12 protein-coding genes are annotated in these 16,862 nt (G+C 73.1%); 1 reads left to right on the forward strand and 11 read right to left on the reverse strand.

Annotated elements, in window-relative coordinates; all coding sequences use genetic code 11:
* Positions 1-7: 7 nt before the first annotated feature.
* Complete coding sequence (locus BJP25_RS25330) at positions 8-1,027, reverse strand: right-handed parallel beta-helix repeat-containing protein (RefSeq protein WP_084794488.1); 1,020 nt, start codon at positions 1,025-1,027, stop codon at positions 8-10.
* 137 nt (positions 1,028-1,164) lie between these two features.
* On the opposite strand from BJP25_RS25330, the gene BJP25_RS25335 reads away from it, so the two are divergent.
* Positions 1,165-2,613, forward strand: coding sequence for an oligosaccharide flippase family protein (locus BJP25_RS25335; RefSeq protein WP_075977470.1), 1,449 nt, complete (start codon positions 1,165-1,167; stop codon positions 2,611-2,613).
* Positions 2,614-2,616: 3 nt separating this feature from the next.
* Here BJP25_RS25335 and BJP25_RS25340 read toward each other — a convergent pair whose 3' ends face one another.
* The 10 genes from BJP25_RS25340 to BJP25_RS25385 all read right to left on the reverse strand — a co-directional run bounded on the left by BJP25_RS25340 (position 2,617) and on the right by BJP25_RS25385 (position 16,854).
* Entirely contained in the window at positions 2,617-3,174 is a 558-nt protein-coding gene (locus tag BJP25_RS25340; protein WP_075977471.1) for an acyltransferase, read from the reverse strand.
* Positions 3,171-4,262: a DegT/DnrJ/EryC1/StrS family aminotransferase gene (locus tag BJP25_RS25345; protein ID WP_332888643.1), complete on the reverse strand. Its 1,092-nt coding sequence runs from the start codon at positions 4,260-4,262 to the stop codon at positions 3,171-3,173. The genes BJP25_RS25340 and BJP25_RS25345 overlap by 4 nt, the downstream gene beginning before the upstream one ends.
* Before the next feature lie 83 nt (positions 4,263-4,345).
* Positions 4,346-5,599, reverse strand: a complete 1,254-nt coding sequence (locus tag BJP25_RS25350; protein ID WP_075977472.1) for a glycosyltransferase family 4 protein — start codon at positions 5,597-5,599, stop codon at positions 4,346-4,348.
* Entirely contained in the window at positions 5,596-6,231 is a 636-nt protein-coding gene (locus tag BJP25_RS25355) for a NeuD/PglB/VioB family sugar acetyltransferase (RefSeq protein ID WP_075977473.1), read from the reverse strand. Before BJP25_RS25355 ends, BJP25_RS25350 begins: the two co-directional genes overlap by 4 nt.
* On the reverse strand, positions 6,228-7,334 hold the full coding sequence (locus tag BJP25_RS25360; RefSeq protein WP_075977474.1) for a DegT/DnrJ/EryC1/StrS family aminotransferase: 1,107 nt from the start codon (positions 7,332-7,334) through the stop codon (positions 6,228-6,230). Before BJP25_RS25360 ends, BJP25_RS25355 begins: the two co-directional genes overlap by 4 nt.
* Positions 7,335-8,154: 820 nt before the next feature.
* Positions 8,155-9,321, reverse strand: a complete 1,167-nt coding sequence (locus BJP25_RS25365; protein WP_075977475.1) for a glycosyltransferase — start codon at positions 9,319-9,321, stop codon at positions 8,155-8,157.
* Positions 9,322-9,340: 19 nt separating this feature from the next.
* Positions 9,341-13,369 carry a DUF4082 domain-containing protein gene (locus BJP25_RS25370; protein WP_233158248.1) on the reverse strand — a complete coding sequence of 1,343 codons (4,029 nt, stop codon included), beginning with the start codon at positions 13,367-13,369 and terminating at the stop codon, positions 9,341-9,343.
* Between the two features lie 204 nt (positions 13,370-13,573).
* Positions 13,574-14,572, reverse strand: coding sequence for an SDR family NAD(P)-dependent oxidoreductase (locus tag BJP25_RS25375; RefSeq protein WP_075977476.1), 999 nt, complete (start codon positions 14,570-14,572; stop codon positions 13,574-13,576).
* A 33-nt stretch (positions 14,573-14,605) separates the two neighbouring features.
* A complete protein-coding gene (locus tag BJP25_RS25380; protein WP_084794492.1) occupies positions 14,606-15,751 on the reverse strand; it encodes an acyltransferase family protein in 1,146 nt (381 codons plus the stop codon).
* Positions 15,748-16,854 (reverse strand): Gfo/Idh/MocA family protein, encoded by a 1,107-nt coding sequence (locus BJP25_RS25385; protein WP_075977477.1) that lies wholly within the window; start codon positions 16,852-16,854, stop codon positions 15,748-15,750. The genes BJP25_RS25380 and BJP25_RS25385 overlap by 4 nt, the downstream gene beginning before the upstream one ends.
* Between the last annotated feature and the right edge of the window lie 8 nt (positions 16,855-16,862).

The raw sequence follows: 16,862 nt of genomic DNA on the forward strand, positions 1-16,862 counted from the left end.
CGGGCGGTCAGCGCTTGACCTCGCCCCCGCCCGCGAAGGTGTTGCCCGACCACTCCACCTGGCCCGCCACGTTGGCGGGGCCGTAGACGAACGACCGGGCGAAGACGTTGCCGCGAATGACCCGGTTGCCGCCGTTGGGGTCGAGGTAGATCGTGTAGTTGCCGCCGTCGAGCCAGTTGCCCTCGATGAGGATGTTCGACGGCGCGCCGCCCTCGCCGCCGATGAGGATGCAGGACGTCTGGTGGCGCGGGTTGGAGATGGTGTTGCCGCGGATGGTGATGTCGGAGCTGCCGGTGGACTGCACGCCGTCGTTGTGCGGCTCCCCGCCGTCCGCGCCGGTGTGTTCCAGGTCGTGGATCCAGGAGTTCTCCAGGACGCTGCCCTGCTCGGTGTGCACGCCGTCGTTGCAGCCGTGGACGTCCACGCGGGTGCTGCGGACGCGGTTGAAGCCGATGCCGTAGGCGCACCCCCGGCCGCCGTCGACCTCGACGTCGACGACCTTGAGGTCGGCGTACTTGTCGAGTTTGTAAATACCCCACGCGGCCGTCGTCTTGATCAGCGATCGCGAGATCGTCACGTTGTCGGCGGCCACCCGCACCGAGCACGGAATGGATTTCCCGTCGATCACGGTGCCCGGTCGGTCGACGAGGAACTCGCCGTTGTCGCACCGCACGTCCTGGAGCTTGACCCCGGTGTGCCGGTAGCCGGTGTTGCCCGGACCCGGCTGCGCCGACGGCGGCGCGGCCCCGGGCTGCTGGGCGGGTGGCGCGGCCTGCGGGCGCCCGCCCACGGTGGCCGTCGCCGCCGAGGTCGCCAGGGGTGGCGCGCTGGTGGGGTCGATGGACGTGGGCGGGATGAGCGTCCCGGTGGGCTCGCCCGCCGAGGGCGTGGCGGGCGCCGGGAGGATGCTCGGACCGGGGTCCCCGCTGTCCCCGGCACCGCACGCGCCCAGGAGCAGCGCGGTCCCGGCGACAGCGGCGACCAGCGGCCCCCGACCCCGTCCGCGCCTATCTCGGACGTATCTCATCCTGATAACCCCTCATCCCGACAGCGGCGTGGATCGCATTCCGGCGGGGTGCGCCCCGCCGATCACCAGCCGCCTTCTTACCCGAACCGCGCCGCCCGGAAAACCCCGGCGGCACCCGACCCCAGCCCGGAGCACCGGTGACCGCTTCCGAACAGGCCCCGCCCAGCACCACCGCCGCCCCGCCCGGCGGCAAGGTGCGCAAGGCCCTGGTCCTGAGCTTCCTCAACACCGTCACGGGCAAGCTGGGCACGCTGCTCACCGGCATCCTGCTCGCCCGCATCCTCGCCCCGCAGGACTTCGGCGCGTTCGCTGTGGCCTTGGTCGCACTCAGCGCGGTGCTGGCCATCAACGAGCTGGGCGTGAGCCTGGCGCTGGTGCGGTGGCCGGGCGACCCGCGCGACATCGCCCCCACCGTCACCACGATCTCCCTGGTCAGCAGCGGACTGCTCTACGCGGCGTGCTTCTTCGGCGCCCCGGCGTTCAGCGCCGCCCTCGGCGCGCCGGAGGCGACCGGGGTGGTGCGGCTGCTGTGCCTGTCGGTGCTGATCGACGGCGCCACCGCGGCCTCGGCGCAGTTCGTCAACCGGGAGTTCCGCCAGGGCGTGCGGCTGGTGGTGGACCTGTCGAACCTGGCCCTGTCCACCGGCATCACCGTGGGCCTGGCGCTGGCGGACTTCGGGCCGTCGAGCCTGGCGTGGGGGCGGCTGGCGGGCAACGCGCTCTCGGCGCTGCTGCTGTTCCGGCTGGTGTCGCTGTGGCCGCGGCCGGGGTGGGACCGGGCGCAGGCGGGGCCGCTGCTGCGGTTCGGGCTGCCGCTGGCCGGGGCGTCGCTGCTGGTGTTCGCGATGCTCAACGTGGACTACATCGTGGTGGGCAACCTGCTCGGCGCGGTCGCCCTCGGGCTCTACCTCCAGGCGTTCAACCTGGCCAGCTGGCCGGTGAACATGTTCTCCACCGTGGTGCGCCGGGTGTCGCTGGCCGCGTTCTCCCGGGTGCAGGACGACCCGGCTGAGCGGGAGCTGGCGCTGCGCCGCTTCGCCCAGCTCCTCGCGCTCACCGCGCTGCCGGTGTCGGCGGTGCTGGGGCTGCTGGCGCTGCCGATCATCCGCACCCTCTACGGCGAGCAGTGGGTGGGGGCGGCGGTGGCGTTGCAGTTCCTCGCCGTGCTGGGCATGGCCAGGGTCGCCGGGGAGCTGGCCTACGACTACCTGGTGGCGCTGGGCCTGTCCGGCCGGACGCTGTGGATCCAGGGCCTGTGGACCGGTGCCCTGGTGGTGGCGCTGCCGATCGGCGCCCTGCTGGACGGGATCCGGGGGGTGGCCGCCGCGCACGCCCTGGTGGCGGTGCTGGTGGTGCTGCCGGCCTACGGGTTGGCCGTGCGCGGCACGGGGGTGTCGCTGCGCGGGGTCCTCGCGGGGGTGCGCCGCCCGGTGCTCGGGTGCGCGGCGCTGTGCGCGGTGGTGGCGGGGGTCCGCCTGCTGCTCGGCCAGTCACTGCTGGAGCTGGTGCTGGCCGGGGCAGCGGGCGGCCTGGTCTACCTCGCGGTGGTGTTCCCGATGCTCAAGCTGCTCAAGGACCTCAGGTAGGGCTCACCCGGCGCGCAGGCCGGGCCCGTCCTCGACGTGCCCGGTCCCGCAGGCGGTGCAGCGCAGGTCGTCGGGCAGGCGCTCACCGCACGCGCACACCCACGCCTTGCGCACCGCCGGGTTGCCCGCGACGAACGCGTGCGCGGGCACGTCCCTGGTGACCACGGACCCCGCCGCGGCGAACGCGTGCTCCCCGATGACGGTGCCGCAGACCACGACCGCGCCGGCGCCCAGGGTCGCGCCCCGGCGCACCAGGGTGCCCAACAGCGCCTCGGGGCCCTTCTTCACGTGCGCGCGCGGCCGCAGGTCGTTGGTGAACACCACGCCGGGCCCGAGGAACACCTCGTCCTCGCAGGTCACCCCGTCGAAGACGAGCACCCCGTTCTTCACCGTGACCCGGTCGCCGAGCACCGCGCCGCCCTCGACGAACGCGCCGTCGCAGATGTTGCAGTCCGCGCCCACCTTGGCCCCGGGCAGCACGTGCGCGAAGGCCCAGACCCGGGTCCCCTCGCCCACGTCCTCGCTCTCGCACAGGCCCCGCGGGTGCACGAACGGGCTCACCGGACCACCCGGGCGAGGACGTCGACCACGCGCTCCTGCTGCGCCGGGGTGATCTCGGCGAACAGCGGCAGCGACAGCAGCTCGCCCGCGGTCTTCTCCGCCACCGGGAACGACCCGGTGGCCAGGTCGGGGAAGGCGCCGGTGCGGTGCACGGGCACGGGGTAGTGGATGCCCGCGCCGATGCCCTCGGCGTGCAGGCCCGCGAGCACCCGGTCGCGGTCGGGCACGCGCACGACGTAGAGGTGCCACACCGGCTCGTTGCCGTCGAGCACCACCGGGCGGACCACTGCGGGCAGCTCCGCCAGCAGCGCGTCGTAGCGGGCGGCGGCCTCACGGCGAGCCGCGTTCCACCCCGCGAGCCGGGCGAGCTTGGCGCGCAGCACCACGGCCTGCAGGGTGTCCATGCGGCTGTTGAAGCCGAGCACGGGGTGCTCGTACTTGCGCGGCGACCCGTGCTCGCGCAGCAGCCGCACCCGGGCGGCGAGGTCGTCGTCGTCGGTCATGATGCCGCCCGCGTCGCCGTAGGCGCCCAGGTTCTTGCCCGGGTAGAAGCTGGTCGCGGCGATGTCGCCGAGCGACCCGGCGACCCGGCCGTGCCGCTTGGCGCCCTGGGACTGGGCGGAGTCCTCCACCACGGCCGCGCCCACCCGCTCGGCGATGGGGCGCACCAGCTCCACCGGCGCGGTCTGGCCGTAGAGGTGCACCGGCAGCACCGCCCTGGTGCGCGGGCCGACGACGGCGTCGAGCTGGTCGACGTCCATCAGCAGGGTGTCCTCGGCGCAGTCCACCAGCACCGGGGTGGCGCCCGCGCGGGCCACGGCCTCGGCGGTGGCGATGAAGGTGTTGGCGGGCAGCACGCACTCGTCGCCGGGGCCCACGCCCAGCGCGCGCAGGGCCAGCTCGATGGCGTCGGTGCCGTTGCCGACGCCCACGCAGTGCCGGACCCCGCTGAACGCGGCGAACTCGGCCTCGAACGCGCCCACCGCCGGGCCGCCGATGAACGCGGTCTTGGCCAGCACCTCGGCCCAACCCGCGGCCACCTCGTCGGCGACCGCGGCGTGCTGGGCGGCCAGGTCCACCAGCGGCACCGGTTGGTGGGTGGGGGGATTCGGCGGGGCCGGGTGGGCGGGCGAATTCGGGGGGGCCGGGTGGGTGGGAGAATTCGGCACCGTCATGACGGCTTCCTCTCGTGGAGCTTGGCCAACTGCTGCTTGGAGTTGGCGTCGTCGGTGGCGTGGCTGCCGCGCCACCTGGCGAGCTTGCGGGTGACCTTGTACTCCAGCACCCCGCGCGCCGTCCTGGCCGCGTCGAGGGCCCGGACCTGCCGCGACGGGCGGTGGGACAGGGCGTGGGCGTACTCGTCGAGGACGATCCCGGCGGCGCGGTGCAGGCTGAACCGGGAGTCGACGAGCTTGTGCCCCCACTCCCCGAGCCGCACCCGGGCCTCGGCGGAGCCGACGAGCACCCGCAGCGCCTCGGCCAGCGCGGGCACGCCCGCGCCCCGGCTGCCGGGGCCCAGGCCGAAGAACCCGTCGCGCAGGAACAGGTCCGCGCTGGACTCGTCGAGCAGCTCGCTGAACCCGTCCTCCCCGACGACCACCAGCGGCTTGCCGAAGGCCATGCCGCGCAGCGCCGAGCTGCCCATGCCCACCACGACGTCGGCGGCGGCGTAGGCCGGGCGCGGGTCGGCCAGCTCGCCCGCGAGGACGACGACCCGCCTGCCCGCGCGCGCGTCCGCCGCGGCCGCGGCGGCGGCGACCTGGTCGCGGGCCGGGCCGTCCCCGGCGATGACGAGCTGCACGGGGGTGCCGGTGGCGTTGAGGGCGCCGACGGCGGCGCAGGAGGCCAGCAGGCTCTCCAGCTTGAGGTCCGGGACGAGCCTGCTCACCACGGCCACCAGCGGCAGGTGCGGGTCGAGCCCGTGCTCGGCGCGGAAGCCCGCGGTGTCGACGGCCCCGGGGTGGTCCTGCTCGGTGTCGACGGGCGGTTCCAGCAGGGTGACCCTGGCGTGCCCGGCGGCCCGCGCGGCCGCCGCGATCTGCTCGGTGCCCACCATCAGCGGGACGGACTTGGGGAAGAAGGGCACCACCGACATCGACATGACGGTGGCGACGGTGGCGTACCCGGCGGTGGCGGCGGTCAGCGCCTCGACGGCGGGCGGCCACTCGAACCCGTGCACGACGTCGACCCCGCCGCTGGTGGCCAGCGCGTGCAGCGCCCGCACCACCCGCTTCGACGGCCGCCCGCGCTCCAGCGGCAGCTCGAAGTGCGGCAGCCCCAGCGCCCGCACCCGCGCCACCAGCGGCCCCGGCTCGGACACCACCAGCACCTCGTGCCCGGCGTCGCGCACCGCCCCCGCGATCTGCACCGCGTTGATCTGCGACCCGCCCAGCTCCATGGCGTGCGGGTAGACGATGACCTTCACCGCAGCCTCCGCGCGGGGTTGCCCACCCAGGTCTCCCCGGCGGGGACGTCGTGCAGCAGGACCGACCCCATCCCCACGACGGCGCCCTCCCCGACGGTCCGGTACTCGCGCACCAGGGCGCCCTGCCCCAGGTAGGCGCCGCGCAGCAACCGCACCCCGCCGCCCAGCGCGACCCGACCGGCGAGGGTCACGTGGTCACCGACCTCGCAGTCGTGGGTGACCAGCCCGTGCGGCATGGCGATGACGTGCGCGCCGATCGCGACCGGCGCGGTGACGACCACGCCCGCCAGCAGGACGGTGCCGCGCCCGATCTCGGTGCCGGGAGCCACGGTGGCCGCGGGGTGCACCAGCCGCGCCCAGCGCTCGTCGGCCAACCCCAGCCGCTCCACGACCGCCTGCCGGGCGCCGAGCCGGGCCACCGAGGCGATGCACGCCAGCACCCCGGCGTCCGGGTGCTCGTGCACCAGCTCGGTACCGCCGAGCACCGGCACCCCGTCGAGGTCGTGCCCGTGCCGCTCGGGGTTGTCGTCGAGCACGCCGACGACCTTGACGTCGTCGACCGAGCGGGCGGCGGCGATCACCTCGCGCGCCAGCCCCCCGGCGCCGAGCAGCAGCAGGGGCCGCGTGCTCACGCCCGCACCGCGACCGCGAGCGACCTGACGACGTGCTGCTGCTCGTCCTCGGTGAGGTCGTGGTGCACCGGCAGGATCAGCGACCGCGCGGTCAGGTGCTCGGTCACCGGCAGCTCCGGCGCGCCGTCCCCGGCGTACGCGGGCTCCAGGTGCGCGGCCATGATCCCGCGCCGCGCCGACACCCCCGCCTCCGCCAACCCGGCCAGCACCGCGTTGCGCTCGGGCATCCCGTCGCCCAGCAGCACCCAGAACGACTGGTAGTTGGTCGTGCCGTGCGCCGGGTCGGTGACCGCCCGCACCCCGGGCACCTCCGCCAGCAGCTCGTGGTAGCGCGCCGCCAGCTCCCGCCTGCGCTCGACGATCCCGTCCAACCTGCCCAGCTGCACCAGCCCCATCGCGGCCTGGATGTCGGTCATCCGGTAGTTGAACCCGGTCTCCAGGTAGTCCTCCAGCACCGGCCCCTTCGCCGCGTGCCGCTGCGCCGCCGACATCGACATGCCGTGCTCGCGCAACCGCCGCAGCCGCGCCCCCAGCTCGGGGTCGTCGGTGGTGACCATCCCGCCCTCACCGGTCGTGATCAGCTTGCGCGGGTGGAACGACCACGCCGCCAGGTGCACCCCGGCCCCCACCGGCGCACCGTGCAGAGTGGACCCGGCGGCGCACGCCGCGTCCTCCACGACCGGCACGTCCCCGATGGACGCCCGCACCTCCGCGACGTCAGCGGGCACCCCGCCCTGGTGCACCACGATGACCGCCTTGGTGGCGGGCGTGAGCACGGCCTTGACCGTCGCCCCCGTGACGTTGCCGGTCGTGGGGTCCACATCCGCGAACACCGGTGTCGCCCCGCAGTACCGCACGGCGTTGGCGGTCGCGATGAAGGAGAACGACGGCACCACCACCTCGTCCCCCGGCCCGACCCCCAGCACGTGCAGCGCGAGGTGCAACCCGGTGGTGCACGAGGACACCGCCACCGCGTCCGCCGCCTGCACCCGCTCGGCGAACCGCCCCTCGAACTCCGCCACCCGCGGCCCCTGGGCCACCCACCCCGACCGCACCACCTCGGCGACGGCGGCGGCCTCCTCCTCCCCGAGCAACGGGCGCATGACTGGGATCACAGGGTCCTCCTAGACTGGTGCGAGACCGCCGCGCAGACCGGCGACTCACCCGGGTCATCGGATTTGGCCCGTCGAACGTTGCACGCTGCCCCCCTTCCTCCCGCTGCGCTCTGCCTTCCGCTGCGCGGGGCTTGGCCGGCTGCGCCGGTTCTTCGCTGCGCGAGGCTCTGGACAAGCGGGGGCTTGGGTGGTGGGCCCGGTTGGGTGGATCCGCTTGGTCGGGGCCCCTATGACGATCATGTGCTGTCGGGCGGGAAAAGGCGGGCTGAAAAGATGCCCGCCCGTCCCGTTTGGGTAGCACATGATCGTCACCCCCGACCAAGCGAATCCACCCAACCGGGCAGGACCTGCCGCCCAGGCTCGGCTTCTCGGGGTGGTCGCCTTGGTGCCCTCGTCATGCACGCTGGCGCGGGGGTAACCCGGGCAAGGGGACCCCTGTTTTCAACGTTACCGGCGGGGACCGACAAAACTCGATCCCCGCGGACGGGCTGTGGACAACTCGGGCTGGCCGGCTCACGCCGCCAGACACGCGCCTTCCCGCTTCTCCTTCTTTGCCCACGGCGCAACCACTTACGCAGCGGGAAGCCCGGCTTCGGACATGCTCGATGCGGCGGACTTGTTTGGGTGGGGAAGGCGATCATGAGCTACCCTGTCACGGGTTGAGCGGGGCTCTTTTCGCCCCAGCTTTTCCCGCTCTCTCAGCTCATGATCGCCGTAGGGGCCCCACCCAAACAGGTCCACCGCATCGAGCCCGCCACAAAACGACCGGGCTTTCACGAGCCGAAGCCGCAGGCGAGGCAACCACCGATCACGAGTGGACCGGAACCCACCCCAACCGCCCAGCGAACTCCCGCGCCCGCTCCGCCCAGGAATGCCGTCGAGCGACCTCCCGCCGCAACCCGCGCTCCCGTGTGGACCGAGCCGCTTCCTCCACCCGCGCGGCGAACTCCGCGGGCGTGCGCGCCAGCAGCACGTCCGCGCCCTCCGCCACCAACCGCTGGTGCGCGGGCAGGTCCGTGCCCACCACCGGCAGTTCGGCGGCCAGGTACTCCAGCGTCTTCAGGGGGAAGGACGCGCGGTTGAACTCCGTGTCCGCGTAGGGGCACAGGCCGACGTCGAAGGCGGCGAGCCAGCCCGGGAGCTCCTCGAACGGGACCGGTCCCACGGCGTGCACGTTCGCGCGGGCCAGCAGGACGCGCAGGCGCTGGGGTTCCCAGGCGGGGTCGCGGGGGCCGACCAGGACGAGGCCGACGCCGGAGTCGGCGACGGCTTCCAGGAGGGAGATCTCGATGCGGGCCGACAGCTGGCCGACCAGTCCGGCGACCACGGTGGGGAAGCCCGGGGGCAGGTCGCGGGGGGTGGCGCCCGCGTAGGCGTCCGGGTCGCAGCCGTTGGGGAGTTCGTGGGCGGTGGCGCCGAGGTCGGACCAGCGGCGGGCGAGTTCGGGGCCCACGGCGAAGACCACGTCGGCGGCGGTCAGGGCGCGGCGCTCCTCGGCCAGCAGGCGGGCGGTGTCCTGGTTCATCAGGCGCGCGCCCGCCACCCAGTCGTCGGTGCCGTAGAGGACGTTGCGGGTGTCGGGGCCCCAGTGGCCGAGCACGTCGTCGAAGGAGCAGGCGATGACGGCGTCGGGGGTGCGGCCGAGGGTGCGCAGGGCGGCGCGGACCTGGGCGCGGACCAGGGGCCAGGTGGTGCCGCGGATGCCGGGGCGGGTCAGGCCGGGGAGGGCGACCGGGGTCAGCCGGTGCAGGCCCGGCCCGATGTCGCGCAGGGCCGGCTTCCACGGGCGGGCGCCGGGGGCGACGCCGCGGTAGCGGGCGGGGGTGGCCGGGGAGACGGGCGGGTCCACCCACAGGACGTCGGCGTGGGTGGTGAGCTGGTGGGCCAGGTGGCGCTCGGTGCCGCGCACGCCGTCGAACGTGACACCGGAGACGACCACCGCGAGCCGTCGTTCCTGCGTCGCCATGGTGGTCATCTCCGGTGTCTGGTCGGGATTACTGGTTCTGGTCGAACAGCACGTCGACCCAGTAGTTGGCGCCGCCGTAGGAGCTGTTCGGGAAGCCCGAGCCCACGCGGTAGACGCCGTTGGGGTTCGAGCCCGCGGCCAGCGGGGGGCTGTTGACGCTGGTCCGGTTGAAGTAGCCGGAGTCGGCGGCGTAGCGGCCCACGGTCGTGGTGTACGAAGCCACGTAGGTCTGGCCCGCGGTGATCGGCACCGGGGTGGCGAACAGCAGGGTCTGCCAGCCCGTCGCCGTCTCGCCCGCGAAGGTGCCCGTGGCCAGCTGGTTGCCCGCGGCGTCCCAGAGCGACCCGGTGTGCGTGCCGGTGTTCAGCGACCCCTTGTAGAAGCGCACGCCCTTGACGTAGCCGCCGGTGGCCGCGGTGAACCGGACCCCCAGCTCGTACGGGCTGGTGTCGTTGGCCGACTCCACGGTGGGCGTGGTGGCCGCGCTGAACAGCGAGCACGGGCAGGTCGCCGTCGTCGTGGGCCAGATGTTCCACAGCGACGCCCCGGTCATGAGCACGCCGTTCGCGTCGGCGATGCGCATGCTGATCAGGTAGTACGACCCGCCCACCATCGGCGCGCTCGGGGTGAACGTCACCGTCTTCTGGTCGGCGGAGATGGTCAGCGCGCCGCCCAGCTTCGCCCAGCCCGGGTCGGTCATCGAGAACTGCGCCGAGCTGAGGTCCACCGGCTCGGAGAAGGTCATCGTGACCGGGGAGTTCAGCGGGACGTTGGTCGCGCTCTCGGCCGGGGTGCGGGAGACGATCGTGGGCGGGGTGGTGTCGCCGTTGGCGCCCGCGGTCCACAGCACGTCGACCCAGTAGTTGGTGGCGTTGTAGGTGCCGGTGGGGAACCCGCCGCCCGCGCCGTACCGGTACAGGCCGTTGCCGCCGTAGGTGCCGTCCTTCACCGCGTGCAGGGACTGGTAGTCCGCGCTCTTGGAGAAGTACCCGCCGGTGGCGGCGTAGCGGCCGTTGGGGGCGTAGTACGACACGACGTAGGTGGTGTTGGCCTGCACGTTCACCGGGGAGGAGAACAGCAGGGTCTGCCAGCCGTTGGCCGTCTCGTTGGCGAAGGTGCCCGTGGCGAGCCGGTTGCCGGAGGCGTCCCACAGCGAGCCGGTGTGCGTGCCGGTGTTGGCGTCACCCTTGTAGAACTTCACGCCGGTGACCTGGCCGCGCACGTCGAAGCGGACCTTGGTGCCCACCTCGATCGCGGACACGTCGTTGACCGACGCCGTGGCGGGCACGGCGAAGTCGTCCCACACCGAGCACGGGCAGGAGCTCGCCCGCGGGGTGCCGGTCTTGAACGAGAAGGTGTAGTTCTGCGGCGCGTTGCCCGCCAGGTCGTAGGCCCGGGTGGACACCGAGTAGCTGGTGCCGCCCGCCCAGTTCTGCGCGGGGGTGAACGTCACCGTCTTCTGGTCGCTGGACAGGCTCAGCGACCCGGAGACACCGCCGTTGGGCCCGTTGACCGCCACGACCGCCGACGACAGCGTGACCGGCTCGTCCCAGGTGACCGAGATGGGGGCGGTGAGGGTGACGCTGCCCTGGTTGTTGCCGGGCGAGGTGCTCGCCACCGCGGGCGGGCGGGTGTCCGGGCCGGGGTCGAGCGCGTAGACGACGTCGACCCAGTAGTTGGTGGCGCGGTAGCTGTCGGACGGGAAACCCGAGGCGCCCACGCGGTAGACGCCGTTGGCGTCCCCGGCCACGCTCTGCTTCGCCGTCAGCGGCTCGACGCTGATCGGGGCCTTGGAGAAGTAGTCCTGGTCAGCGGCGTAGCGGCCGGTGTCGGTGTGGTACGAGGCGACGTAGGTGGTGCCGCCGGTGATCGCCACCGCGGTCGGGAAGGCCAGCGTCTGCCACCCCGTCGCGGTCTCGGCGCCGAAGGTGCCGGTCGCGAGCAGCTGGCCCGTGGCGCTCCACAGCGACCCGGTGTGCGTGCCGGAGTTGCCGGTGCCCTTGTAGAACTTCACGCCGCGGATGTAGCCGTCGGTCGCGGCGGTGAACTTCACGCCCAGCTCCACCGCGCTCACGTCGTTGGCCGCCGGGGTGGTGGGGACGTCGGTGCTCGCCCAGATCGAGCACGGGCAGGTGCGGGTGTTGACGGTGACGGCGCGGCTGACGACGGCCGACAGGTTCGCCGAGTCGTCCACCGCGCGCACCCGCAGCGTGGCGGTGCCGGAGGCGGGCGGGGTGTAGGTGTAGTTCCAGGTGGTCGTGCCCGCGGTCCAGTTCGCCGCGTGCCAGGTGCTGCCGTCGACGGAGACCTCGACGCCCGCGACCTTGCCCGCGGCGTCGCTCACCGAACCGCCGAAGGTGTAGGACTGGGCCACCGTGCCGTTGGTCGTCGAGTTGATCGCGACGGTCGGCGGCGCGGTGTCGGTGCTCGCGGAGGCCGCGACCAGGCCGGTGCCGGTGCGCAGGGTGCCCGCCTGCACGCCCATGTCCGCCATCAGGTTCACCGTGGCCTGCTGGATGCGGATGTCCGAGGTCGGCATGTCGGTGCGGAAGGCGTGCTCGTCGTCGAGCCCCCACGCCCACTGCACGGTGCCCGCGCCGAACACCAGCGCGCCCGAGGGCGCCCGGTACAGGGTCAGCGCGTGCGTCTTGGTGCCGGACTTGTAGACGTCGCCGTAGTTCTGCAGGACGTAGGAGCCGTCCATGGTCACCGTGGTCCGCGACAGCTGCGCCACGCCCGCGGGCTGCGCGCCGTTCTCCTCCACGGAGTTCCACTCGTAGCCCAGCGTGCCGGGCTGGAAGGTGTAGCTGCCGGAGGTCATCGTGGCCAGCGGGGTCCCGCGCCAGAGCCGCATCTTGCCGTAGGCGGCGGGCACGCTCAGCGAGTCGTCGCGGCGGCCGTTGACGGTGAACAGGTTGCCCAGCAGGGAGTTCTCCGGGCGGCCGCCGTCCGACGGCGGGCTGAACCGCGGGTCGCGCCAGGTGCCCGTCCACTGCGCCGACGGGTCGATCTTGGCGTTGGCCTTGGTCTCCTTGTAGATCGTCATGTTCCGCCACGCGGTGCCCGAGGCGTCCAGGGAGTTGGTCCAGCGGTGCTTCCAGAACACCTCGTTGCCGGTGAAGAAGGCGAGGTTGACCCCGGCGTCGCGGGCGGCCTCGACGTTGTCGCGCTGCTCGGCCGACCAGTACTCGTCGTGGCCCACGGCCAGGAACACCCGGTGGTTCTTGATGAGCTGGCCGCGGCGGGCGCTGTCGACGTTGGTCGAGTACGTCATGTCGTACCCGTTGGCCTCCATGAACTTCAGCATCGGGTACTCGGCGTTGAAGATGTAGTTCTCCTCGCCGCCGCCGGTGATCGGGCGGTTGTAGCTCACGCCGTAGGAGGAGCCGCCGTCACCCGGGCCGGTGCCGGTGTAGAGGCTGTTGCCGCCGTAGCGGTTGTAGGCGTGCCAGGTGGCGTCGGCGGTCTGGAACAGGACCTTCGCGGTGCTGCTGTCGTCGCGCACCACGAACGGGACCTCGTTCTCACCGCCGGTGTCGTTGCGGTGCAGCACGGCGTAGTACAACCCGGACACGGCGTCGGCGGGCACCTGCCAACTGGCCGAGACGCCCCAGTTTCCGCAGTCGACCATCTGGGTCGGCCCGTCGACCAGGCACGCGGGCTGGTTCTGCACGCCGACGTGCAGGGCCTGGCCCACCTGCCGGGCGCCGAGGCCGCCGTACCAGCCGAGCCGGTAGATGGTGACCGAGTAGCTGCTCGCGTCGGTCTTCACCTTGAAGTCCACGGTGCCGCCGACGTTGGTGCTGATGTCGGTGGTGTACCCGGCGATGGAGTCGTCGATGCCCGCGACCTGCCAGTTGGCCGTACCCGCCTTGGTGTTCTCGCAGGCGACCTTGTTGGTCACCGGCGCGTCGCAGGCGGCGGCGGCCGCCGCCGGGGCGAACGCCACGACCGGCACCGCCACCGCACCCGCGGCCACCGCGGCCGCCGCAACCCGGGAGACCGCCCTCCGCACCGCTGGTCCGGGCCTGCCGAACCACATGCCGATGCCGCGCATCAGCGACTCCTCCCGGGAAAACCGAACCGCCCGCACGCGGCCCGGGACCGCACACGGTCCCGTATGGACCGCATCGACCTGCTGAAACCGTTTGTTACACCGTGGAAAAGGTATTGTGGAAAGCGTTGTTCTCGTCACTTCCTGACGTCACGCCAGCGCGGCGGGACGATTACCCGGAGTGCGAGGAACAGGCCGGGAAAGGGCTCAACGCCCGGATTCCGCGCGCCACCACGCGACCAGGTCGCGCAGCCCGTCGGCCATCCCCAGCTCCGGCTTCCAGCCCAGGTCGGCCGCGGCGGCGGAGATGTCGGCCAGCCTGCGGGTGACGCCGTTGACCTTGCGCTCCGGGCCGTGCTCGACGCCGAGGTCGGAGTCCATCGCCGCGAGCAGTGCCTGGGCCAGGCCGAGCAGGCTGGTCTCCTGGTTGCTGGCGATGTTGTACACCCGGTCGGTGACGTCGGCGCGGGCGGCCAGCAGGTTCGCGCGGGCGATGTCGTGGACGTGCACGAAGTCCATCGTCTGCGCGCCGTCGCCGAAGATGAGCGGCGCCTTGCCGTCGGCGATGCGCTCCATCCAGCGGATCAGCACCTCGGTGTAGAGGCCGTGCACGTCCATCCGCGGTCCGTAGACGTTGAAGTAGCGCAGGGCGACGTAGTCCAGGTCGTACATCGCCTTGAAGCTGCGCAGCACGCCCTCGTTGAACGCCTTGGCGGCGCCGTAGAAGGTGTCGTTGTTGTACGGGTGGTGGCGCTCGGTGGTGGGGAACTCCTCGGCCAGCCCGTACACCGAGGCCGACGAGGACGCCACGACCTTCTTCACCCCGGCGGCCGCGGCCGCCTCCAGCACGGTGAAGGTGCCGTCCACCAGAACCTCCAGCGCCAGCCGGGGCTCCTCGGCGCACTGGGTGATGCGGATGGCGGCCAGGTGGAACACCAGGTCGACGCCGTCGGTCAGCTCCGCCACCAGCGCGCGGTCACCGATGTCGCCCTGGACGACGCGCAGCCGGTCGCCGTGCCGCTGGGCCTGGGCGAGGTTGGCCATCCGGCCGCGCACCAGGTTGTCCAGCACGACGACCTCGGCGGCACCGGCGTCGAGGAGCTGGTCGACGACGGCCGAGCCGATGGTGCCTGCGCCGCCGGTGACCAGCGCGCGCTGTCCGGTGATCGGTTGGGCCTTCGCCGACGAACCGGGGGTGTCCGACATCAGGTGTTCCCTTTCTGCACTACGAGTCCTGGGTTAGCGGCGCGCTCGCGCGGCCCGCAGCTCGGCGAACGAGCGGTTGTCGATGAACGGGCGCTCGAACGCCCGGTGGAACGCGTACGACACGGCCAGCACCAGCGGCACGCCCACGACGAGCAGCACGGCGAACCGGCGGGTGGTGTCGTCCACGACCCGGGTGACGAAGAAGTGGTACACCAGCCACAGCACCGGCAGGTGGATGAGGTAGACGCTGTAGGAGAAGTGGCCGACCACCCGGAAGGGCTTGCTGGCGAACACCGCCGACAGCGGGGACCACCCACCCGCGGTCATCAGCGCGAGCGCGAGCGCCACGCCGAGGCCCACCAGCAGGTCGATCTCGAAGTAGTGCGCGTCCACCCACACGGGCCCGCGGACGAAGGCCAGCGCGGCGAACCCGGCGAAGCACGCGGCGCTCAGGCCGCCCACCAGCACCGGCACCCGCAGCCCGGAGCGCACGACCTCCGCGGCGACCACGCCGAAGACGAACAGCGCGAAGAACTGCGGGGTGAGGTTGCGGATCCCGTCCAGCGCCTCGACCTGCGCCGACGCCACCTGCGCGGCCACCACCAGGCCCAGGCCCAGCGCGCCGACCGCCCACCCGGGCAGCCGCCTGCGGGCCAGCAGCACCAGCGGGAACAGGAAGTAGATCTGCCACTCGATCGCGATCGACCAGAACGCCCCGTTGGGCCGCGGCGCGTCGACGACGTCCTGCAGCAGCAGCGCGTGCACGACGATCCCCTTGAGCGACACCAGGTGCCCGGTGAACGCGGGGGTCACCACGCCGAAGACCAGCGCGGACAGCGCGAGCGCGGCCCAGTACGGCGGCAGGATGCGCCACGCCCGCCTGCGCAGGAACCGGCCCACCCCGCCCAGCCGGTAGTCGCGGCGTGCCGGGGCGATGGCCAGCGAGAAGCCGCTCACCACGATGAACACCGACACCGCGAGGTGGCCGTAGACCATCCACGACGCCCAGGCCGGGCCGGTGTCGCGCGGGTAGTCCGGGTAGGTGGTCAACCAGATGTGGTGCACCACGACGAAGACGGCCGCCAGCGCCCGCACACCGTCCACGAAGGACAGCCGGAGCGGGGTGGCGGTGGCGCGGTCGACCGCCCCACCGGCGGCGACCGCCTCGCCCGCGGTCACAGCAGCGCGCCCTCGGCGTGGTCGCCCGCGGCCAGGTCGGCCTCGCCCGACTCGTCGCCCAGCACCGGCAGGAACACCCCGCCCTGGGCCAGGCTCGCCGACGCGGCCTCCAGGATCGCCAGCACGCGCAGCCCGGAGCGGCCGTCGGTCAGCGGCGCGCGGCGCTCGGTGATGGCGTCGCGGAACTCGGCCATCACCGCCCGCAGCGCCTCGCGCTCGGGCAGCGCCGGGGCCACCATGTCGCCGGTGCGGTAGGAGATGATCGCCTGCCGCCGCTCGCCCTCGGCCAGCTCGTCGGCCGCGGCCCGGTCGACGCCGCGGTCGTAGACCGAGAGCCGCTGGGTGGGGTTGAGGTCGTCCCAGACCACCGTGCGGGCCGAGCCGCCGATGACCATGGTGCGGATCTTGGTGGGGGACAGCCAGTTCACGTGCACGTGCGCCATCGCGCCGCCGGTGAGCTGGATGGTCAGGTGCGCCACGCAGGCGCGGCCCGCGCCGATCGGGTCCGACCCGTGCGCGGCCACCGCCAGCGGCCGCACGCCATCGGGCAGGATCGACAGGAAGATCGACAGGTCGTGCGGGGCCAGGTCCCACAGCACGTCGACGTCCGGCTGCACCAGGCCCAGGTTGATCCGCACCGAGTCCAGGTACTGCACGTCGCCGACACCCCCGGAGCGCACCAGCTCGCGCAGGTGCGCCACCGCCGGGGTGTAGCAGTAGGTGTGGTCGAGCATCAGGGTGAGCCCGCGCTCCTCGGCGGCGCGCACCAGCGCGGCCCCCTCGGCGTAGGTGGCCGCCAGCGGCTTCTCCACCAGCACGTGCTTGCCCGCCTCCAGCGCGGCCAGCGCGACCGGCAGGTGCGTCGCCGCCGGGGTGGCGATGGCGACCGCGTCCACCTCCGGGTCGGCCAGCACCGCGTCGAGGGAGTCGGAGACGGCGACGGTGGAGTACCCGCCGAGCACCCGGCGGGCCCGCTCGGCGTCGAGGTCGCACAGGTACCGCAGGCGCACGCCCTCGGTGGCCTGGGCGTTGCGCACCAGGTTGGGGCCCCAGTACCCGGCGCCGATCACGGCGAGGCCGACCGGCCGCGTGCTGCTGTCCATTCCCTTGC

The sequence above is a fragment of the Actinokineospora bangkokensis genome (genome assembly GCF_001940455.1).
Classification (GTDB): Bacteria; Actinomycetota; Actinomycetes; order Mycobacteriales; family Pseudonocardiaceae; genus Actinokineospora; species Actinokineospora bangkokensis.

What these genes read in the sequence shown, in the direction of transcription:
- BJP25_RS25385 (WP_075977477.1), bottom strand. Translation starts at nt 16,854, where the DNA reads ATGGACAGCAGCACGCGGCCGGTCGGCCTCGCCGTGATCGGCGCCGGG.
- BJP25_RS25330 (WP_084794488.1), bottom strand. Translation starts at nt 1,027, where the DNA reads ATGAGATACGTCCGAGATAGGCGCGGACGGGGTCGGGGGCCGCTGGTC.
- BJP25_RS25365 (WP_075977475.1), bottom strand. Translation starts at nt 9,321, where the DNA reads ATGACCACCATGGCGACGCAGGAACGACGGCTCGCGGTGGTCGTCTCC.
- BJP25_RS25375 (WP_075977476.1), bottom strand. Translation starts at nt 14,572, where the DNA reads ATGTCGGACACCCCCGGTTCGTCGGCGAAGGCCCAACCGATCACCGGA.
- BJP25_RS25360 (WP_075977474.1), bottom strand. Translation starts at nt 7,334, where the DNA reads ATGCGCCCGTTGCTCGGGGAGGAGGAGGCCGCCGCCGTCGCCGAGGTG.
- BJP25_RS25370 (WP_233158248.1), bottom strand. Translation starts at nt 13,369, where the DNA reads ATGCGCGGCATCGGCATGTGGTTCGGCAGGCCCGGACCAGCGGTGCGG.